The sequence below is a fragment of the Nocardioides sp. Soil_C_8 genome (genome assembly GCF_057656315.1).
In genome coordinates, this window is sequence record NZ_JBDGKQ010000004.1 from 160207 (window position 1) to 180832 (window position 20626).

Annotated in this window: 20 protein-coding genes; 2 read left to right on the top strand and 18 right to left on the bottom strand. The window is 70.5% G+C overall.

The window, feature by feature from the left end; genetic code table 11:
• Position 1 precedes the first annotated feature (1 nt).
• The 6 genes from AC3A3L_RS17740 to AC3A3L_RS17765 form a co-directional block, all read right to left on the bottom strand.
• Positions 2–1012, bottom strand: a complete 1011-nt coding sequence (locus AC3A3L_RS17740; protein ID WP_487641367.1) for an ABC transporter permease — start codon at positions 1010–1012, stop codon at positions 2–4.
• Positions 1013–1142: 130 nt separating this feature from the next.
• Positions 1143–2921 (bottom strand): ABC transporter substrate-binding protein, encoded by a 1779-nt coding sequence (locus AC3A3L_RS17745; protein ID WP_487641368.1) that lies wholly within the window; start codon positions 2919–2921, stop codon positions 1143–1145.
• Between the two features lie 65 nt (positions 2922–2986).
• Positions 2987–4021, bottom strand: a complete 1035-nt coding sequence (locus AC3A3L_RS17750; RefSeq protein ID WP_487641369.1) for an ABC transporter permease — start codon at positions 4019–4021, stop codon at positions 2987–2989.
• Between the two features lie 172 nt (positions 4022–4193).
• Entirely contained in the window at positions 4194–5990 is a 1797-nt protein-coding gene (gene aspS / locus AC3A3L_RS17755; RefSeq protein ID WP_487641370.1) for an aspartate--tRNA ligase, read from the bottom strand.
• Complete coding sequence (gene hisS, locus AC3A3L_RS17760; RefSeq protein ID WP_487641371.1) at positions 5987–7339, bottom strand: histidine--tRNA ligase; 1353 nt, start codon at positions 7337–7339, stop codon at positions 5987–5989. The genes aspS and hisS overlap by 4 nt, the downstream gene beginning before the upstream one ends.
• On the bottom strand, positions 7336–8034 hold the full coding sequence (locus AC3A3L_RS17765) for an MBL fold metallo-hydrolase (RefSeq protein WP_487641372.1): 699 nt from the start codon (positions 8032–8034) through the stop codon (positions 7336–7338). Before AC3A3L_RS17765 ends, hisS begins: the two co-directional genes overlap by 4 nt.
• Positions 8035–8149: 115 nt before the next feature.
• Between AC3A3L_RS17765 and AC3A3L_RS17770 the strand changes: the two genes are divergently transcribed.
• The gene (locus AC3A3L_RS17770; RefSeq protein ID WP_487641373.1) at positions 8150–9412 is read left to right on the top strand and encodes a DUF349 domain-containing protein; all 1263 of its coding nucleotides are present in this window, start codon (positions 8150–8152) and stop codon (positions 9410–9412) included.
• Positions 9413–9431: 19 nt separating this feature from the next.
• On the opposite strand, the gene AC3A3L_RS17775 is transcribed toward AC3A3L_RS17770, so the two are convergent.
• The 8 genes from AC3A3L_RS17775 to pdxT all read right to left on the bottom strand — a co-directional run bounded on the left by AC3A3L_RS17775 (position 9432) and on the right by pdxT (position 16489).
• Complete coding sequence (locus AC3A3L_RS17775; protein WP_487641374.1) at positions 9432–11720, bottom strand: RelA/SpoT family protein; 2289 nt, start codon at positions 11718–11720, stop codon at positions 9432–9434.
• Positions 11721–11776: 56 nt separating this feature from the next.
• Complete coding sequence (locus AC3A3L_RS17780; RefSeq protein WP_487641375.1) at positions 11777–12325, bottom strand: adenine phosphoribosyltransferase; 549 nt, start codon at positions 12323–12325, stop codon at positions 11777–11779.
• Entirely contained in the window at positions 12318–12614 is a 297-nt protein-coding gene (yajC, locus tag AC3A3L_RS17785; RefSeq protein ID WP_487641376.1) for a preprotein translocase subunit YajC, read from the bottom strand. Before yajC ends, AC3A3L_RS17780 begins: the two co-directional genes overlap by 8 nt.
• Before the next feature lie 67 nt (positions 12615–12681).
• Complete coding sequence (ruvB, locus tag AC3A3L_RS17790) at positions 12682–13794, bottom strand: Holliday junction branch migration DNA helicase RuvB (RefSeq protein WP_487641377.1); 1113 nt, start codon at positions 13792–13794, stop codon at positions 12682–12684.
• 16 nt (positions 13795–13810) lie between these two features.
• A complete protein-coding gene (gene ruvA, locus AC3A3L_RS17795) occupies positions 13811–14413 on the bottom strand; it encodes a Holliday junction branch migration protein RuvA (protein WP_487641378.1) in 603 nt (200 codons plus the stop codon).
• Complete coding sequence (ruvC, locus tag AC3A3L_RS17800; RefSeq protein WP_487641379.1) at positions 14410–14967, bottom strand: crossover junction endodeoxyribonuclease RuvC; 558 nt, start codon at positions 14965–14967, stop codon at positions 14410–14412. Before ruvC ends, ruvA begins: the two co-directional genes overlap by 4 nt.
• Positions 14968–15071: 104 nt before the next feature.
• Complete coding sequence (locus tag AC3A3L_RS17805; protein ID WP_487641380.1) at positions 15072–15857, bottom strand: YebC/PmpR family DNA-binding transcriptional regulator; 786 nt, start codon at positions 15855–15857, stop codon at positions 15072–15074.
• Between the two features lie 35 nt (positions 15858–15892).
• Complete coding sequence (gene pdxT, locus AC3A3L_RS17810; protein WP_487641381.1) at positions 15893–16489, bottom strand: pyridoxal 5'-phosphate synthase glutaminase subunit PdxT; 597 nt, start codon at positions 16487–16489, stop codon at positions 15893–15895.
• A gap of 45 nt (positions 16490–16534) precedes the next feature.
• On the opposite strand from pdxT, the gene AC3A3L_RS17815 reads away from it, so the two are divergent.
• Positions 16535–17692 (top strand): serine hydrolase domain-containing protein, encoded by a 1158-nt coding sequence (locus tag AC3A3L_RS17815; protein WP_487641382.1) that lies wholly within the window; start codon positions 16535–16537, stop codon positions 17690–17692.
• A 43-nt stretch (positions 17693–17735) separates the two neighbouring features.
• On the opposite strand, the gene pdxS is transcribed toward AC3A3L_RS17815, so the two are convergent.
• The 4 genes from pdxS to AC3A3L_RS17835 all read right to left on the bottom strand — a co-directional run bounded on the left by pdxS (position 17736) and on the right by AC3A3L_RS17835 (position 20612).
• Positions 17736–18644 carry a pyridoxal 5'-phosphate synthase lyase subunit PdxS gene (pdxS, locus tag AC3A3L_RS17820; RefSeq protein ID WP_487641383.1) on the bottom strand — a complete coding sequence of 303 codons (909 nt, stop codon included), beginning with the start codon at positions 18642–18644 and terminating at the stop codon, positions 17736–17738.
• Positions 18645–18709: 65 nt separating this feature from the next.
• Positions 18710–19333 (bottom strand): phosphatidylinositol phosphate synthase, encoded by a 624-nt coding sequence (pgsA, locus tag AC3A3L_RS17825; protein WP_487641384.1) that lies wholly within the window; start codon positions 19331–19333, stop codon positions 18710–18712.
• Positions 19334–19342: 9 nt separating this feature from the next.
• Positions 19343–20113, bottom strand: a complete 771-nt coding sequence (locus AC3A3L_RS17830) for an inositol monophosphatase family protein (RefSeq protein WP_487641385.1) — start codon at positions 20111–20113, stop codon at positions 19343–19345.
• 1 nt (position 20114) lies between these two features.
• The gene (locus tag AC3A3L_RS17835) at positions 20115–20612 is read right to left on the bottom strand and encodes an HIT family protein (protein ID WP_487641386.1); all 498 of its coding nucleotides are present in this window, start codon (positions 20610–20612) and stop codon (positions 20115–20117) included.
• Positions 20613–20626: the final 14 nt, after the last annotated feature.

Genomic DNA, 20626 nt, shown 5'->3' on the forward strand with positions numbered 1-20626 from the left:
GTCAAGAGAGCCTCACTCGGGGATCGAGAACGCTGTAGATGACGTCGACGACGATGTTGGAGATGATCAGGACGGCGGCCGCGAACAGGGCCGTGGCCGACACCACCGGCAGGTCGCGCTGGGCGACTGCCTGCAGGCTCCACAACCCGATGCCGTCGATGTCGAAGATCGTCTCGGTGAAGATCGTACCTGCGAGCAGGGTGCCGAAGTCGATTCCGAAGATCGTGATGACGGGCACCAGCGCGGCGCGCAACCCGTGCTTGTAGACCACGGTGTTGGCGTTGAGGCCCTTGGCCTTCGCCGTGCGGATGTAGTCCTCGTTGAGCACCTCGACCATCGACCCGCGGGAGTAGCGGGTGTAGGAGGTGCACCCGAAGGCGCCCAGTGCCAGCCAGGCGAGGGCCATGCCGCTGAACCACTTGGCTGGGTTCTCCGTGATCGGGAAGTACCCGGTCTCGGAGAACAGGGGTATCTCCCAGCTGATGGTGAGGAACAACCATGTCAGCAGGGCGAAGAGGTAGTAGGGGATGGAGGAGATGACCAGGAAGCTCGACACGAGCGCCTTGTCGGCCACTGTCCCCCGTCTTCGGGCCGCGGCGACGCCGATGGGGATGCCGAGCGTGAGGTAGAGGAACGCGCCGCCGATGGCCACGGAGAACGTGGCGGGCATGCGGTCCTTCATCTCCTCGAACACCGGGGCCTTGGTCCGGTAGGAGTAGCCCAGGCACGGGGCCGGGCAGTCGAACTTCTTGGTGCTGCCGAACTGGATCTCGCGGCCGGCCACGACACCCTTCATGAACTTGCCGTACTCCTCGTACCACGGGTTGTTGAAGCCGAGGTTCTCGCGGAACACCTCGAGCCGCGCGGGTGTGCAGCGGTTGCTGGTGTCGTTGTCGCAGATCGTCTGGGCGGGCTCGGACGGTCCGTACCAGAAGAGCAGGAACACGCTCATCGAGATGAGGAACAGGACGACCACGCCCGAGAGCAGGCGCTTGACGACATAGGCGAACACGAGGATTTCCCTCCGGGGTTGTGAGCAGCTGCCGGCAAGGCCGGCACACGGTGGTGTGGGGGCCCCGGTTCACGGGGCCCCCACACCGAGGTGGAGCAGGATCGAGACGTTCAGTCAGTCGATCCCAGGATCACTGAGCGACGAAGAGATCCTTGTAGTTGGGCGCGCCGAGGGCACCGTCACCGGTCGGGTTCCCGATCTTCTCGCCGAAGGCGAAGAGGTCGTTGCGGAACGCGGTCGGGATGATCGGGTAGTACTCGGTCGCGATCTGCTCGTCGAGGGCACCCCAGGCGTCGGGCTGCGCGTCGAGCTCCATGGTGCCGATCTCGTCCATCTTGGAGTCGATGGAGTCCTCCGAGAAGAACGCCGTGTTGTAGGTGGCGCCCGTGCGGAGCAGAGCCGGGATCATCGTGGAGCCGGACGGCCAGTCCGAGCACCAGTTGACACCGCGGAGGTTGAGCTTCTTGTTGATCTTGTTGTCCGGGTCGGTCCAGATCGTGTAGAGCGAGGTCTCGATCGGCACGGGGTAGGACGTGACCTTGAAGCCGGAGTCGGTGAGACCCTTCTCGATCTGCTTCTGGGCAGCCTCGGTGGTCGGCGAGCCGGTGTTGTAGGCCATGTGGATCTCGTAGCCCTCCTCGCCGGCCTCGGCCAGGATCTCCTTCGCCTTCTCGGGCTGGTAGGTGATCTGCTCACCGTCGACCTGGTAGTCGGACTTGCCCGCCATGCCGGGAGGCATGACCGAGTTCGCCGGGACGCGGGTCACGCCGGGAACCTCACCGGAGGCCTGCCACACGCTCTCGTACGGGTAGGCGTACGCGAGGGCCTTGCGGATCTCGGGCGTGGTCTTCTCGTAGTCGGGCGCCCAGAAGCTGGTGCACTGCGCCGACTGCTGCACGAGGCGGTCGCCGAGGTCCTGGTTGAACTTGGCGTAGTTCTCGGCGGTGACGCTGGCCGAGAGGGCCGTCTGCGACTCGGTGTTGCCGCTGAGCATCAGCTCGTCGGTCTGGGTCGGGTCAGCAGCGAACTTGAAGATCCACTTGTCGGCGTACTGGTGACGGGCCGGGTCGGAGTCGGCCACCCAGGCGTCGTTCTTGACGAGGACGAGCTCCTCGCTCGGGCGGAACGACTCGACCTTGTAGGGGCCGGTCGACAGCGGGCTGCGACCGTACTCCGGCGGGTCCGAGACCTTGCCGAGCGGGGACGGGCCCATCGCCATGAAGGCGCCCCAGTAGTCCATGTCCGGGAACGGCATGGACATCTTGATGGTGACCGTGCGAGCGTCCTCGTCGAACGTGATGCCCTTGTAGTCCTTGCCCTTGTCGGTGTAGGGACCCTTGTACTTGTCGGCGTCGAGGAAGTAGTGCGTGGAGTACTCGGTGCCGGGACCCGACGGGAACGCCTCGGAGTCGAGCGAGCGCTCGATGCCCCAGGCGACCTCCTCGGCGGTGATCGGCTTGCCGTCCTCCCACGTCGCGTCGTCGCGGATGGTGAAGGTCCACTCGGTGAAGTCCTCGTTGGGGCTTCCGAGGTCGGTCGCGAGGTCCGGGACGAGGATCATCTCGCCGGACTCGTCGTCACGGGCGTACTGGGTCAGCGACCGGTGCGTGAGCGCCTGCTGGATCGAGTTGCCCGTCACCGACCAGCCGTTGGTCGGGTCGAGGTCCTCGGGGCCCGGGTCGTCCGGCAGGTACACCGTGATGGTGCCGCCGGCCGAGGCGCCCTCGACGTCGGGCGCGGGGCCCTGGCGCTCCGGGTCCTTGGCGATGGTCTCCGAAGCATCCTGGAAACCCTCGCTGCCGCTGCCGCTGCCGCTCTCGTCGTCGTTCCCGCCGCCGCCACCACAGGCAGCGAGGGTCACGAGCGCGGCACTGGTGGCGAGTGCTGCCGCCGCCTTGGTCCGTCTCATTGTCCAGCCTTTCGTTGTTGTTCGCACACCGGAAGCGCCCGGGTGACGTCTGTGGGAGTTCCGCCTCAGCGGCGGGTCTTCGGGTCGAACGCGTCACGGACCGCGTCGCCGAGGAGGTTGAGCGCGAGCACCAGGGCGACGACGCCGATCAGGGGCTCCCAGAGGTAGAGGGGGTAGTTGCTCCAGTACGGCACCGCGTTGGCGATGGTCTGGCCCCACGAGGCGCTGCCCGTGACACCGATGCCGAGGAACGCCAGGCCGGCCTCGGCCGCCACGAACGCCGGCAGCATCAGCGAGATGCTGATGACGATCGGCGCCGTCAGGTTGGGCAGGAGCTCCTTGAACAGGATGCGCCGGGTGGGCATGCCCAGCACCCGGGCGGCGTGGATGAACTCGCGCTCACGCAGGGAGAGCACCTCGCCGCGGATCAGTCGCGCCACCGTCATCCAGCCGAACATCGACAGGATGAGGATCAGGGAGGCGATCTGGATGGTCTCGTAGCTGTCGCTGGTGCCGAACCGGTCGATGATGATCGGCGAGATGGTCAACGCGGCGAGCAGGAAGGGGATCGTCAGGAAGAAGTCGGTGATGAACGACAGGATCTTGTCGACGACACCACCGGTGAAGCCCGCGACGAGGCCGACGATGATGCCGAACACCGAGGCGAACAGCGTTGCCGCGCCGGCGATCATCAGCGAGGTGCGGCACCCGTAGATCCAGTGGGCCAGGTTGTCCGCGCCGGTGCGCGGCGCGAGGCCGAAGGGGTGCTCGGGGTCGAACGGGTAGAACGGCGGGCCCGTCTTGGGGTAGCCGACGCCCGGCTCGGCGAAGTTGCACTCCAGGACGTCACACGCGGTGACGGTGTCGAGGCTGACCCCGAACGCCTTGGCGATCAGGTCGGCGAAGATCGCCACGAGCAGGAAGAAGACGACGACGACCGCGCAGGTGATGGCGATCTTGTCCCGCCGCAGGCGGCCGAGTGCGATCTGCATCGGCGACTTGCCGGAGATCTCCTTGGCCTGCTTGCTGTTCGGATCGTTGATCTCCGGTTCGTCGCTGAGCGAGCCCAGGGTCTCAGGCCCTGTCGCTTGTGCCGACATTCTCTCCCCATCACGTTCGGGTCCGGTGGTGTTCGGCGGGTCCCCACCGGGGACCGCGCCGAACGGGACTCTATGTGACCTGTGACGCGTGGACGATCACCGACGGGTAACGATCCCGTTACGACGCGTTGTCCCCGTCGTCACCGCGATGGCCGGGCAAACGTGCGGGAGATCACTCGCCCTGCGGGACGTCCTTCGCGGGCTCGGCGTCGACACCGGCTTCCTTGCGCTGCTCCGCAGTGATGGGCGCCGGAGCGGCGGTGAGGGGGTCGTAGCCGCCTCCGGACTTCGGGAAGGCGATCACGTCGCGGATCGAGTCGGTGCCGGCGAGGAGCGCGACGATGCGGTCCATGCCGACGGCGATGCCGCCGTGCGGAGGCGCACCGAACTTGAAGGCGTCGAGCAGGAATCCGAACTTCTCCTGCGCCTCCTCCTCGGACAGGCCCATCACCGCGAACACGCGCTTCTGGATGTCACCACGGTGGATACGGATCGACCCGCCGCCGAGCTCGTTGCCGTTGCAGACGATGTCGTAGGCGTAGGCCAGCGCGCTGCCGGGGTCGGTGTCGAAGGTGTCGAGGAACTCGGGCTTCGGGCTGGTGAACGCGTGGTGCACGGCCGTCCACGCGCCCGCACCGACGGCCACGTCGCCGCTGGCGACCGCGTCGGAGCTCGGCTCGAACAGCGGGGCGTCAACGACCCAGGTGAAGGCGAACGTCGAGTCGTCGAGCATGTCGCCACGGCGGCCGATCTCGAGGCGCGCGGCGCCGAGCAGCGCGCGGCTGCTCTTGGCCGGCCCGGCGGCGAAGAAGATGCAGTCGCCGGGCTCGGCACCGACATGGGCGGCGAGGCCCTCGCGCTCGGCGTCGGTGAGGTTCTTGGCGACCGGGCCGCCGAGCTCGCCGTCCTCGGCGACGGTGACGTACGCCAGTCCCTTGGCGCCCCGCTGCTTGGCCCAGTCCTGCCAGGCGTCGAACTGGCGGCGCGGCTGGCTGCCGCCGCCCGGCATCACGACCGCGCCGACGTAGTCGGCCTGGAACACCCGGAACGTGGTGTCCTTGAAGTAGTCGGTGCACTCGACGAGCTCGAGTCCCATCCGGAGGTCGGGCTTGTCGGAGCCGTACTTCGCCATCGCCTCGGCGTACGTCATCCGGGGCAGGGGTCGCTGGATGGTGTGGCCGGCCTGCGCCCACATGGCCTCCAGGACGTCCTCCATGAGCTCGATGACGTCCTCCTGGTCCACGAAGCTCATCTCGATGTCGAGCTGGGTGAACTCGGGCTGCCGGTCGGCGCGGAAGTCCTCGTCGCGGTAGCAGCGCGCGATCTGGTAGTAGCGCTCCATGCCGCCGACCATCAGCAGCTGCTTGAACAGCTGCGGGCTCTGCGGCAGGGCGTACCAGCTGCCCGGGGCCAGGCGGGCGGGCACCAGGAAGTCGCGGGCGCCCTCGGGCGTGGAGCGCGTCAACGTGGGCGTCTCGACCTCGACGAAGTCGCGGGCGTCGAGGACGTCGCGGGCCGCCTTGTTGATCTTGCTGCGCAGGCGCAGCGCGGCGTTCGGTCCGGAGCGGCGCAGGTCGAGGTAGCGGTGCTTGAGCCGGGCCTCCTCGCCGACCTCGCCGCCCTTGTGGCCGGACGCGTCGTCGACGGGGAACGGCAGCGGGTCGGACGCCGAGAGCACCTCGACCTCGGTCGCGACCACCTCGTAGTGCCCGGTCGGGAGCTGCGGGTTGACGTTGCCCTCGCTGCGCTCGACGACCTCGCCGGTCACCTTCAGGCAGAACTCGCTGCGGAGCGGGTGCGCCACCTCGGGATCCCGGATCACGACCTGGACGATGCCTGTCGAGTCCCGCAGGTCGATGAACGCCACCCCGCCGTGATCGCGCCGACGCGCCACCCACCCGGCGAGGGTGACGGTCTGGCCGACGTTCGCAGGCAGCGTCAGGGCGCCGGCGTCATGGGTGCGGATCACTTGTCTGTCTCCTTGGTGGTGGCGGTGCTGATGATCGTGGGGCGCAGGTCGTCCTCGGGCGGGGTCCAGGACCCCGCGTCCGCCTCGACCTGCTCGCCGGTGCGGATGTCCTTGACCTGGCTGGTGCCGTCGGCCTGGACGAACCAGACGTAGGGGATGCCCCGGCGCTCGGCGAAGCGGATCTGCTTGCCGAACTTCGCCGGTGACGGGGCCACCTCGCACGCGATGTCCCGCGACCGCAGGGCAGCGGCGACGCGGGTGCTGGCGGGGCGGTCGCCCTCGTTGTTGAGCGCGACGAGGACCACGCTCGGCACGGGGCGACTGCCGGACAGGACGCCGTCGGAGATGAGCGGGATCAGTGTGCGGGAGACGCCGAATGACACGCCGACGCCCGGATAGGTCGTACGCCCGTCGCTGGCGAGCGCGTCGTAGCGCCCTCCCCCGCCGACGGACTTCAGGCGCTCGTAGCCCTCCATGAAGATCTCGACGACGGTGCCGGTGTAGTAGTCGAGGCCGCGCGCGATGCGCAGGTTGGCCTCGACACCGACGCGGTCGCCGGCGACCGCGCGGCAGCCCTCGACCACGGCGGCCAGCTCCTCGAGGCCTTGGTCGAGCAGCTCGTCGCTCACCTCGAGGGCACGGACCTGCTCGACGAACGAGGTGTCCTCGACGCGGATGGTCGCGAGCTCGAGGCAGCGCTGCGCCTGCTCGGGCGTCGTGCCGACCCGCTCGACGAGCAGCTTCGCGACCTCGTCGGCCGGGAGCTTGTCGAGCTTGTCGATCACGCGGATGGCGTCGGTGACGTCGTCGATGCCCAGGCCGCGGTAGAAGCCCTGGATCAGCTTGCGGTTGTTGAACTGGAACGACACCCGCGGGATCGGGAGGCGGCCGAGGGCGTCGACCATCACCGACATGACCTCGACGTCGTGGTGGAACGGCAGCTCGTCGCGGCCCACGATGTCGACGTCGGCCTGCGTGAACTGCCGGTAGCGGCCCTCCTGGGGTCGCTCCCCGCGCCAGGCCGGCTGCACCTGGAAGCGCCGGAACGGAAAATCGAGGTGCCCGGCGTGCTCGAGGACGTAGCGCGCGAACGGCACCGTGAGGTCGAAGTGGAGGCCCAGCTCGGCCCGGGCGTCGGGCTCGGCGGCGATGCGCTGGAGGACGTAGATCTCCTTGTCCACCTCACCGCCCTTGGCCAGCCGGTCGATCGGCTCGACGACCCGGGTCTCGATGTTGGTGAAGCCGTGCAGCTCGAACGCGCGCGAGACCGAGGCGATGACCTCACGCTCGACGGCACGCTGCGTGGGCAGCAGCTCGGGGAACCCGCTCAGCGGGGCGATCTTGCTCATCGTCGTTCCTGGGAGATGTCGCGGGGAAGGTCTTGGAGGAAGGGGTTCGTGGCCCGCTCACGGCCGATGGAGGTCTGCTCGCCGTGGCCGGGCAGCACGACGATGTCGTCGGCGAGGGGCAGGACCTTGTCGGCCAGGCTGCGCAGCATGGTGGCGTGGTCGCCGCCGGGCAGGTCGGTGCGGCCGATCGACCCGGCGAAGAGCAGGTCGCCGGAGAACATCAGCTCCGAGACGTCCTGCTGGGCGTAGGGCGTGCGGAAGGTCACCGACCCCTCGGTGTGGCCCGGGGTGTGGTCGACCACGAACCGCAGCCCCGCGAGCTCGAGCTCGGCGAGGTCGGACAGCTCACGTACGTCGTCGGGCTCGGCCCAGGAGTAGTCGCCCCCGAGCAGCATCTGGGTGGTCTCCGGGCTCATCCCGGCCATCGGGTCGGACAGCAGGTGCCGGTCGGACGGGTGGATCCACGCCGTCGCGTCGTAGGTGCCCGCGACCGGGGCGACGCACCACATGTGGTCGACGTGGCCGTGGGTGACCAGCACGCTGACCGGCTTGAGCCGGTGCTCGCGGACGACCTGGTCGACACCGGCAGCGGAGTCCTTGCCCGGGTCGATGACCACGCACTCCGACCCGGGGCCTGTCGCCACGACGTAGCAGTTGGTCCCCCACGGTCCGGCGGGGAAGCCGGCGATGAACACGGGCGTCAGTCCTTGCTGGTCGTCGCTGGTCGTCGACCGGTCGTCCGGCCAGTCGTCTGCTTGTCGGTGGGAAGCCTACCGAGGGCGGTCCGGGCCATGACTACGATGGGCGACCATGAGCGCCGACAAGCAGTCCCGAGACGACTCGGCCCAGGGTGAGCAGCCCTGGGGCCGGGTGGCCGAGGACGGCACCGTCTATGTCCGAACCGCCGAGGGTGAGCGTCCCGTGGGGTCCTACGAGGCCGGCACGCCCGAGGAGGCGCTGGAGTTCTTCACCAAGCGCTACGAGGAGCTCGAGGGCAAGGTCCACCTGCTCGAGCAGCGCGTCGCCTCCGGGCGGCTCGCGCCCGAGGAGGCCACCTCGTCGGTGAAGGCCCTGCGCGAGCAGGTCGTCGACGCCCACGCCGTGGGTGACCTGGTCTCCCTCGCCGCCCGCCTCGACGCACTGGCACCGGTCATCGCGGTCCAGCGGTCGGCGCGCAAGGAGGAGCGGGCACAGAAGTCCGCGGAGTCCAAGGCGGCGAAGGAGAAGCTCGTCGCCGAGGCCGAGCGGCTCGCCGAGGGCACCGACTGGCGCAACGGCGCCAACCGGCTCCGCGAGCTGCTGGCCACGTGGAAGGAGCTCCCCCGGCTCGACCGCGCCACCGACGACGCGCTGTGGCGACGCTTCTCCACCGCGCGCACGACGTACACCCGTCACCGCAAGGCGCACTTCGCCGAGGAGCACGAGCGCCGCGACTCCGCGCGGGTCGTCAAGGAGCGGCTCGCCAAGGAGGCCGAGGCCCTCTCGACCTCGACCGAGTGGGGTCCGACCGCGGGCAGGTACCGCGACCTGATGCGGGAGTGGAAGGCCGCCGGTCCCGCGCCGAGAGAGGTCGACGACCAGCTCTGGCAGCGCTTCCGTGGCGCCCAGGACACCTTCTTCGGCGCCCGCGACGCGGCCAACGCCGCGCTCGACCAAGAGTTCGCGGCCAACGCCGAGGTCAAGGACGCCATCCTCGTGGAGGCCGAGGCGCTGGTCCCCGTGACCGACCTCGAGGCCGCCAAGAAGACCTTCCGCGAGCTCGCCGACCGCTGGGACGCCGCCGGCAAGGTCCCCCGCGACCGGATGAAGGAGCTCGAGGGCCGGATGCGGAAGGTCGAGCAGGCCATCCGCGCCGTCGAGGACGAGCAGTGGAGCAAGAGCGACCCGGAGAAGTCCGCGCGCGCCGACGACATGATCGGCAAGCTCGAGGCCGGCATCGCCGAGACCCGGGCCAAGCTCGAGAAGGCGTCCGCCGCCGGCGACGACCGCCGCGTGAAGGACCTCGAGTCCGAGCTCGCCAACAAGCAGGCCTTCCTCGACATGGCCCGGAGGGCTGCCGCCGACTTCAGCTGACCGGGCTCGTCGTCGCTGGTCAGGCCGTGACGCGGTAGGCGTCGAACACGCCGGGCACGGCGCGCACGGCGCGCAGCACGCCGTCGAGGTGGGCCGCGTCGGCCATCTCGAAGGAGAAGCGGCTCTTCGCCACCCGGTCGCGGGTGGTGGAGAGCGTCGCGCTGAGGATGTTCACGTGGGCGTCGGAGAGCGCCATCGTGATGTCGGAGAGCAGGCGGGCGCGGTCGAGGGCCTCGACCTGGATGTTGACGAGGAACGTCGACTGCGACGTCGGGGCCCACTCGACCTCGAGCACCCGCTCGGGCTGGCCGAGCAGGCTCGAGGCGTTGGTGCAGTCCTTGCGGTGCACCGACACTCCCCCGCCCTTGGTGACGAAGCCCAGGATCGGGTCGGGAGGCACCGGCGTGCAGCACTTGGCGAGCTTGACCCACAGGTCGTCGACGCCCTTGACGATCACGCCGGAGTCGGTCGGCCCGCGCTTCGTGGCGGTCCGCGAGCGCCCGGTGATGGTGACGCCCTCGGCGAGGTCCTCCTGGGCTCCCTCGTCGCCGCCGTGGATGTCGATGACACGTCGTACGACGGCCTGCGCGCTGAGGTTGCCCTCGCCGACCGCGGCGTAGAGGGCCGAGACGTCGGCATGGTGGAAGTGCTCGGCGACGAGCGCGAGCACGTCGTGGGTCATCAGCCGGTTGAGCGGCAGGCCCTCCTTGCGCATCAGCTTGGCGATCTGGTCCTTGCCGCGCTCGATCGCCTCGTCGCGGCGCTCCTTGGTGAACCACTGGCGGATCTTGGAGCGCGCGCGGGGCGACTGGACGAAGTTGAGCCAGTCGCGTGAGGGCCCCGACGTCGGCGACTTCGAGGTGAACACCTCGACGACGTCGCCGTTGTCGAGCGTCGACTCGAGGGGCACGAGGCGGCCGTTGACCCGGGACCCGATCGTGTGGTGGCCCACCTCCGTGTGGACGGCGTAGGCGAAGTCGACCGGGGTCGCACCCATCGGCAGCGGGATCACGTCGCCACGCGGCGTGAAGACGTAGACCTGCTGCTGGTTCATCTCGAAGCGCAGCGACTCCAGGAACTCGCCCGGGTCCTCGACCTCGCTCTGCCAGTCGAGCAGCTGGCGCAGCCACGTCAGGTCGTCCTTGTCGCCGAGGCGGTCGGTGTCGACGCCGGCCTTGGTGTTCTCCTTGTACTTCCAGTGCGCGGCGACGCCGTACTCGGCGCGACGGTGCTGGGCGAAGGTGCGGATCTGCACCTCCACCGGCTTGCCCTGCGGTCCGATGACCGTCGTGTGGAGCGACTGGTACATGTTGAACTTCGGCATCGCGACGTAGTCCTTGAACCGCCCCAGGACCGGGTTCCAGCGCGAGTGGATCACGCCCAGCGCGCTGTAGCAGTCGCGGTCCTCGTCGACGAGGATGCGGATGCCGACGAGGTCGTAGATGTCGGAGAAGTCGCGACCGCCGACGATCATCTTCTGGTAGATCGAGTAGTAGTGCTTGGGTCGGCCGGTGACCTTGGCGTTGATCCTGGCGGTCTTGAGGTCCTGCTCGATCTCGGCCACGACCTCGGCGAGGAACTGGTCGCGCGACGGCGCGCGCTCGGCGACCATCCGCACGATCTCGTCGTAGATCTTCGGGTGCAGGGTCGCGAAGGCGAGGTCCTCGAGCTCCCACTTGAGGGTGTTCATGCCGAGCCGGTGGGCCAGCGGGGCGTAGATGTCGAGGGTCTCGCGGCTCGAGCGCTCCTGGGAGGCGGCGGGGACGTAGCGCAGGGTGCGCATGTTGTGCAGCCGGTCGGCGAGCTTGATCACCAGCACCCGGATGTCGCGGGACATCGCCACGATCATCTTGCGGATCGTCTCGGCCTGCGCCGAGGCGCCGTACTGCACCTTGTCGAGCTTGGTGACGCCGTCGACGAGCAGGGCGACCTCGTCGCCGAAGTCGGCGCGCAGCGCGTCGAGCGTGTAGGGGGTGTCCTCGACCGTGTCGTGGAGCAGTGCCGCGACCAGCGTGGGCTCGGTCATGCCGATGTCGGCGAGGATCGTGGTGACGGCGAGCGGGTGGGTGATGTAGGGGTCACCGCTCTTGCGCATCTGGCCGGTGTGCCACTTGTCGGCGACCGCGTAGGCACGCTCGAGGAGCGCCAGGTCGGCCTTCGGGTGGTTGGCGCGCACGGCCCGGAACAGGGGCTCGAGGACCGGGTTGGACGACGGCGGCCGGGTGCCGACCCGGGCGAGGCGGGCCCGCATGCCGCGCGCGCTGAGGGGCGCCTTGGCGTCCTGCGCGGGTGCCTGCTCCTCAGCCATTGGCCCAGTCTAGTGAGCCGTCGGGCAACGTCGCGCCCGGACCGGTCTGGTCGTGGTCAGATCGTGAGAAGCGTGGTGACCGGGAGGTCGCCCGTCACCGACCGCGGGTCGAGGAACGACAGCTCCATCAGGACCGAGGCACCGGTCGCGACGCCGCCGCAGGCCTCGATCAGCTGACGTGTCGCGACCGCGGTGCCGCCGGTCGCCAGCACGTCGTCGACCATCAGCACGCGCTCACCGGGAGCGATCGCGTCCCGGTGCACCTCGAGCGTCGCCTCGCCGTACTCCAGGGAGTACGACACCGCGTGGGCCGCCCGCGGCAGCTTGCCGGCCTTGCGCACCGGCACGAAGCCGATGCCGAGGGCCAGCGCCACGGGTGCGGCGAGGATGAAGCCGCGCGCCTCCATGCCGACGACCTTGTCGACCACGACCGTGCCGTGGTCGTCGCGGCCGGCGGCCGCCAGCGCGGTGATGACGGCGGAGAACGCCTGGTGGTCGGCGAGGACGGGGGTGATGTCCTTGAAGGTGACGCCCTTCTCCGGCCAGTCCGGCACGTCGACCGTCAGGCGCTGCAGCGCCTCTTGAGCCGTACGACGGTCAGGCATCGTCGCGCGCGTCGGGGCCGGGCTCCGGCAGCGGCTCGTCGATCTTGGCGATCGCGGCGCGGGCGATGTCGATCTGGGTGCCGGGCGCGATCTCGAGGCGGGCGCGGTCGTCGGCGATCGAGACGACGGTGCCGAAGATGCCCGAGGACATCATCACCCGCTGGCCGACCTGGATGCTCTCCTGGAGCCGGACGACCTCCTGCTGCCGGCGCCGCTGGGGGCGGACCACCATGAACCAGAACAGGGCCAGGATGGCCACCAGGGGCAGAAGCGCAGCGAGGTCGTTCACGATCGGGGCTCTCCTCGAGAGTCGGGTGCGGGAGCGCGTGGAGTCTACGCGGGTGCCCCGGAGGGGCTCACACCTCGTCGAAGAGCGTGGAGTCGAGCGTGGAGTCGACCGTCGGCATCGCCGGCGGGGTCAGACCGAGGTGGTGCCACGCCGCGGGCGTCGCGACCCGTCCGCGCGGGGTGCGCGCGAGCATCCCCATCCGCACCAGGAACGGCTCGGCGACCTCCTCGACGGTCTCGCGCTCCTCGCCGACCGCGACGGCGAGGGTCGACACACCGACCGGTCCCCCGCCGAAGCGTCGGCACAGCACGTCGAGCACCGCGCGGTCGAGGCGGTCGAGCCCGGACTCGTCGACCTCGAACAGGTCGAGCGCCGCCTGCGCGACCGGCAGGCTCAGCACGCCGTCGGCGCGCACCTGGGCGTAGTCGCGGACCCGGCGCAGCAGGCGGTTGGCGATGCGGGGGGTGCCGCGCGAGCGCGAGGCGATCTCGCTCGAGCCCTCCGACGTCAGGTGCACGCCGAGCAGCCCGGCGGAGCGGTGCACGATCTGGTCGAGCTCGTGGGGCTCGTAGAACTCGAGGTGGGCGGTGAAGCCGAACCGGTCGCGCAGCGGTCCCGGCAGCAGGCCGGCGCGCGTGGTGGCGCCGACGAGGGTGAACGGCGGGATCTCGAGCGGGATGGCGGTCGCGCCGGGTCCCTTGCCGATGACGACGTCGACCCGGAAGTCCTCCATCGCCATGTAGAGCATCTCCTCGGCCGGACGCGACATCCGGTGGATCTCGTCGACGAAGAGGACGTCGCCCTCGTTGAGGCCGGACAGGATCGCGGCGAGGTCGCCAGCGTGGGTGATCGCGGGCCCGCTCGTGAGCCGCAGCGGGGTGCTCATCTCGGCGGCGATGATCATCGCGAGGGTGGTCTTGCCGAGACCGGGCGGGCCCGACAGCAGCACGTGGTCGGGCGCCCGGCCGCGGCGGCGGGCCGCCTCCAGCACCAGCCCCAGCTGGTCGCGCACGCGCGCCTGCCCGACGACCTCGTCGAGCGTCTTGGGGCGCAGCGCCGCCTCGACGGCGCGCTCGTCGCCGTCGGCGTCGGCGTCGGTCAGCCGCTGGAGGTGGCTCAGCTCGGCGCCGGTCAGCTCGATCTCGTCGAAGGTGTCCTCGTCGGTGTCGTCCCAGTTCATCGCCGTCGCGCCCGCCTCAGGCCTTGCTCAGCGTGCGGAGAGCGGCGCGCAGCAGGGCGCCGACGTCGGGGGCGTCACCGGCCTCGGGGGCGACGGCCTCGACGGCCTTCTCCGACTCCTTGGCGGACCAGCCGAGCCCGACGAGACCCTGGTGCACCTGGTCGCGCCAGGCGTCGGCGGCGGGAACGGCTGCCGCCGCCGGGTGGTGCGCGCCGACCGGTGGGCCGATGCGGTCCTTGAGCTCGAGGATGATGCGCTGGGCGCCCTTCTGACCGATCCCGGGCACGCGGGTCAGGGCCTTCACGTCCTCGGTCGTGATGGCGCGGCGCACGTCGTCGGGGCTCATCACCGCGACGATCGCCTGCGCCACCTTGGGGCCGACACCGGACGCGGTCTGGACGATCTCGAAGATCGACTTCTCGTCGTCGTCGAGGAAGCCGAAGACGGTCAGGGAGTCCTCGCGCACGACCATGCTGGTCGGCAGGGTCGCCTGCCGGCCCACGCGCAGGGTGGCGAGGGTGCCGGGCGTGCACATCAGCTCGAGGCCGACACCGCCGACCTCGAGGACGGCGCTGGACAGGGTGACGGCGGCGACCTCGCCGCGGACGAAGGCGATCATCGGGTCCTCATCTCCTGCTTCTGCTGGGCGACCCTGAGCTGAGCTCGCTGCTGGGCCACCGCGGACTCGAGCCGGTTGTGCGCCGACCCGCGCCAGACGTGGGTGATGGCGAGCGCGAGCGCGTCGGCGGCGTCGGCGGGCTTCGGGAGCTCGGCCAGGCGCAGGATGCGGACGACCATCGCCCCCACCTGCGCCTTGTCGGCACGTCCGTTGCCGGAGACCGCGGCCTTCACCTCGCTCGGGGTGTGCATGGCGATCGGCAGGCCGCGACGCGCGGCGACCACGAGCGCGATGCCGCTGGCCTGGGCGGTGCCCATGATGGTGCTGGAGTCGGAGCGTGCGAAGACCCGCTCCACCGCGACCGCGTCGGGTCGGTGCTCCTCGATCCAGGCGTCGAGGCCCTTCTCGATGGTGACCAGCCGCTCGGCGATCGGGAGGGTGGAGCTCGTCCGCACCACGCCGACGTCGACCATCGTCAGCGGTCGGCCGACGCTGCCGTCGACGACGCCGACGCCGCACCGGGTGAGGCCGGGGTCGATGCCGAGCACGCGCACGCCACTCCCCTCCCGCCGGTCTCGTCCGAACATGTGTTCGTGCGACCACGCTAACCCGCGCCGCGGGCGCGACGTCGTACGACACGCGGCGCGGCGGGCCCGGCTCAGGCGTCGGCGGTCTCGAGCTCGGCCATCACGTCGGCGGGGATGTCGACGTTGGTGAAGACGTCCTGCACGTCGTCGAGGTCCTCGAGGGCGTCGACGAGGCGGAGCACCTTGCCGGCGCCGTCGGCGTCGACCGGGATCTCGAGGCTGGGGACGAACTCCACGTCGGCGGAGTCGTAGTCGATGCCGGCGTCCTGCAGGGCGGTGCGGACCGCGACGACGTCGGTGGCCTCGCTCTGCACCTCGAAGGCCTCGTCGAGGTCGTTGACCTCCTCGGCCCCGGCGTCGAGGGTGGCCTCGAGGACGTCGTCCTCGGTGACCTCGCGGACGGTGCCGTCGTGGTCCTGCGACTTCGGCACGACCACGATCCCCTTGCGGGTGAACAGCCGCGAGACCGAGCCCGGGTCGGCCATGGTGCCGCCGTTGCGGGTGACCGCGGTCCGGACCTCCATCGCGGCGCGGTTCTTGTTGTCGGTGAGGCACTCGACGAGGAAGGCGACGCCCTGCGGGCCGTAGACCTCGTAGGAGATGCCCTGGTAGTCGACACCGCCCGACTCGGCACCGGAGCCGCGCTTGACCGCGGAGTCGATGTTCTTGTTGGGGACCGAGCTCTTCTTCGCCTTCTGGATGGCGTCGTAGAGGGTCGGGTTGCCGGCCGGGTCGCCGCCGCCCTGCTTCGCCGCGACCTCGATGTTCTTGATCAGCTTGGCGAAGAGCTTGCCGCGCTTGGCGTCGATCGCGGCCTTCTTGTGCTTGGTCGTTGCCCACTTGGAGTGGCCTGACATGAGTCCCTCTATCCGTCGCTTCGTCCGTGCGGTCGTCAGGCCGAGCGCACCAGGTCCACGAACATGCCGTGCACCCGGCCGTCGCTGCCGACCTCGGGATGGAACGAGGTCGCCATCAGGGGGCCTTGACGGACCGCGACGATCCTACCCGCGGCCGGCCCGTCCTCCACCCGGGCCAGCACCTCGACGTCGTCGTCGACCGCCTCGACCCACGGGGCGCGGATGAAGAGCGCCCGCACCGGGTCGGCCAGCCCGTCGAGGTGGAGGTCCTCCTCGAAGGAGTCGACCTGGCGCCCGAAGGCGTTGCGCCGCACCGTGATGTGGAGGCCGCCGATCGTCTCCTGCCCCGCCGCACCGTCCTCGATGCGGTCGGCGAGCATGATCATCCCCGCGCACGTCCCGAAGGCGGGCAGCCCACCGCGTACGGCGTCGCGCAGCGGCTCGAGCAGCTCGAAGATGCCGGCCAGCTTGGCCATCGTCGTGGACTCGCCGCCCGGGATGACGAGGCCGTCGCACGCGGCGAGCTCGGCGGGACGGCGTACGGAGATCGGGTCCGCGCCCAGCGACCGCAGGGTCGCGAGGTGCTCGCGCACGTCACCCTGCAGCGCGAGCACGCCGATGGTCGGATTCACGAACGCCGATCCTAGGACGGCCGCCCGGCCGTAGGCTCACGCCCCATGAGGCTCCCCCGCCCGGCCCGCCTGGGCGTCGTCCTGCTCGCCCTGTCACTGGCCGCGGGAGCCACGTCCGCGAGCACGGCCGACGCCGTCGACGCGACCGCCGGACGACCGGCGGCGGGTGCGCGCACCGTCGAGGGATGGCCCGTGGCGACCCCGGCGGAGCTGGGCCTGCGCGGAAGGGTGGTCAGGCGCGGTGCGACCGAGGCCCGCCGGCTCGACTCCACCTGCTTCGCGGTCCTGCGCAAGGGCAGGGTGGCCGGTGAGTGGAGCTGGCAGCTGCCGCGCGACGAGCCGCGCGAGGTCTTCTCGATCACCAAGTCCGTGACGAGCACGCTCGTGGGCATCGCGGTCCGCGACGGCGACCTGCGCCTCGACGACCCTGTCTCGACCTACGTGCCGCAGTGGCGCGGCACCGCGTCGGAGTCGGTGACGGTGCGCAACCTGCTCTCGAACGACAGCGGCCGCTTCTGGTCGTTCCAGTCGGACTACGCCGACCTGCTCGCGGCGCGGAGCCGCACGAGGTACGCCGTCTCGCTCCCGCAGCAGTACGCCCCGGGCACCGCGTGGGCCTACAACAACGCCGCGATCCAGGTGCTCGAGCCCGTGCTGGAGGAGGCGACCGGGATGCCGGTCGCGAGGTTCGCCCGGAAGCGGCTCTTCGAGCCGCTCGGCATGTCCCGGACGTCCTTCGTCACCGACCGTGCGGACGACGCCGCGGTGTTCTACGGCCTCCGCACGACGTGCCTCGACATCGCCCGGCTGGGCCTGCTCTACCTCGACGGCGGGAAGGTCGGCGGCAGGGCCGGCGGCAAGCGCATCCTCGACGCCTCGTACATCCAGCGCGCGGTCGGGCGCTCCTCGACGGTCCACAACGCGGCCTACGGATACCTGTGGTGGCTCAACCGCCCCGGCGCGCTCCGGGGCGCGACCGACCCGGTCGACGCGCAGGGGCAGCCGCTGCACCCGACCACCGGACAGCTCGCGCCGTCGGCTCCGGTCGACGTCTTCGCCGCGCTCGGCTTCGGCGGCCAGGTGCTGCTCGTCGATCCGTCGACGCGCACGATGGTGGTGCGCCTCGGCCTGCCCGCCCAACCGGGCGAGGAGGCGTACGGCTTCACCAACGCCGCCCGCGTGCTGACCCGCGCGGTGCGCTGACAAGCGGTGCTCCGCGGCGGCCCGGGGGCCGCCGCGGCACGGTTCACCAGCCGCGCTCGGCCAGGCGGTGCGGCTGGGGGATCTCGTCGACGTTGATGCCGACCATGGCCTCGCCCAGGCCGCGGGAGACCTTGGCGACCACGTCGGGGTCGTCGTAGAACGTGGTGGCCTTGACGATCGCCTCGGCGCGCTGGGCCGGGTTGCCGGACTTGAAGATGCCCGAGCCCACGAAGACACCCTCCGCACCCAGCTGCATCATCATCGCGGCGTCGGCCGGGGTGGCGATGCCGCCGGCGGTGAAGAGGACGACCGGCAGCTTGCCCGCGGCCGCGACCTCCTTGACCAGCTCGAAGGGGGCCTGCAGCTCCTTGGCCGCGACGTAGAGCTCGTCCTCGGACATGCTGTGCAGGCGCCGCAGCTCACCGCCGATGGTGCGCATGTGGGTGACGGCGTTGGAGACGTCACCGGTGCCGGCCTCACCCTTGGAGCGGATCATCGCGGCGCCCTCGGTGATGCGGCGCAGCGCCTCGCCCAGGTTGGTCGCACCGCACACGAAGGGGACCGTGAAGGCCCACTTGTCGATGTGGTTGGTGTAGTCGGCCGGGGTGAGGACCTCGGACTCATCGATGTAGTCGACGCCGAGCGACTGGAGGACCTGCGCCTCGGCGAAGTGGCCGATGCGGGCCTTGGCCATCACGGGGATCGAGACGGCCTCGATGATGCCGTCGATCATGTCGGGGTCGCTCATCCGGGACACGCCGCCCTGGGCGCGGATGTCGGCCGGGACGCGCTCGAGCGCCATCACGGCGACGGCGCCGGCGTCCTCGGCGATCTTCGCCTGCTCGGCGGTGACGACGTCCATGATCACGCCGCCCTTGAGCATCTCCGCCATGCCGCGCTTGACGCGGCTGGTGCCGTGCTCGATGGGGGTCTCAGAGGTGTGCTCAGCCATGCCTCGATCGTAGTGCGGCCTCATCCCAAAGGATGCATCGCCACCGACGATGGTTGAGCGCTTGATCAGGCCTGCGAGGCCGCGCGTGCGAGCGCCTGCCGCCGGACGACCCAGATGCGCTGCGCGACGGTCACCGTGGCCGCGACCGCGAGCGCCCAGAGGGCCACCTCGAGCAGGATCCAGAGGTCGAGGAGGTCGGCGAAGAAGGCCGGCACGAGCATGCCGACGAGGCGGTCGGGGCGCTCGGCGACGCCCACCTTGGCGTCGTACCCGAGGTGGTCGGCCTTCGCCCGGGCGTACGACGTGACCGCGCCCATGACGAGGATGACGAGGCACAGCCAGAGGTAGAGGTGGCTCTCGCGCTGCCAGGCGAAGAAGACCGCGAGCCCGGCGAACAGCGCACCGTCGGCGACCCGGTCCAGGGTGGAGTCGAGGAAGGCGCCGAAGTCGTCCTTGCGCCCCACCTTGCGCGCCATCGCGCCGTCGACCAGGTCGCTGAAGACGAAGGCGGTGATGAAGAGGACGCCCTCCCACACCATGCCGCGGGGGAAGAAGAACAGCGCGCCGAAGCTGACGCCGAACGTGCCGACCAGCGTCACGACGTCGGGGCTGATGCCCAGGCGGATGAACAGGTTGATGAAGGGCGCGAGCACCACGCCCTGCCAGAACTGCTTGAACCGATCGAGCACGGCCGCAGGCTACCGGTCCAGCAGCGCCGCCCGGACGTCCGCCACGGCGGCGGGAGCACCGGACACGGTCCAGTCCACGCCGGCGGCGGCTACGACGTCCGACTCGCCGCCGGCGCCGCGGATGATCGCCGCGCCCGGCAGCCGGTCCCAGTCGGACACCGAGTGCTGGAAGAGCACGTCCCACTGGCCCGAGGCGATCGCCATCGTGTCCATCGTCCCGGAGCCGAACATCCGCAGCGTGCCGACCTGGCGCAGTGCGCGCGCGAAGGCCTCGCCGACCTCGCTGCCGTAGAACGGCGGGTGCAGGTAGGTCGCTGCGCAGCGTGCTTCGCGTGGGGTGTCGGGGAGCGGCGCGAGCGGCACCCCGTCGCACGTGCTGGGGAGGTCGGGGCCGCCCACCCACGTGCGCAGGCTGGCGGCGTGGTGCACGGCGCCGAGCAGGACGTCGTCCTCGTCGTGCAGGGCGATCGCGGTGCACCACCAGTCGCTGCCGCGCGAGAAGTTGTAGGTGCCGTCCACCGGGTCGATGACCCAGGTCCGGCCCGAGGTGCCGGGCCTCGACGTGCCCTCCTCCCCCACGATGGCGTCACCGGGTCGCTCGGCGGTGAGCTGCTGGACGATGAGCCGCTCGGCGGCGGTGTCGGCCTGCGTGACGATGTCGGAGCCGCTGGTCTTGCGCTCGACGTCGAGCCCCTCCTGCCGGATGCGGGCGGCCAGCAGCGCCGCCTCCCGGACCAGGTCGGCGGCGAGGGCGGCGTCGGCGGCGAGGTGGGAGGTCACTTCAGGCGTCCGCCCAGGCGCTCGCGAGCAGGTCGCGCGTGTCCTCGAGCAGCTGCGGGAGCGTCTTGGTGCCACCGACGACGGTGATGAAGTTGGCGTCGCCGGTCCACCGCGGGACCACGTGCTGGTGCAGGTGCTCGGACAGGGAACCGCCGGCCGACCGGCCGAGGTTGAGGCCGACGTTGAACGCGTGCGGGCGGCTCACCGTGCGTACGGTCCGCAGTGCCTGCTGCGTCATCGACATCAGCTCGGCCGCCTCCTCCGCGGTGAGGTCGGTCAGGTCGGCGACGTGGCGGTAGGGCAGCACCATCAGGTGGCCGGGGTTGTAGGGGTGCAGGTTGAGCACGACGTACGTCGACGCGCCGCGCGCGACGACGAGCGACTCCTCGTCGGGGTGCGAGGGGATGGCGCAGAACGGGCAGCCCTCGTCGTCGACCGCCGTGCGGACGTAGGCCATCCGGTGGGGCGTCCAGATCCGCTCGAGCGCGTCGTCACTCATGGCAGCGATCCTAG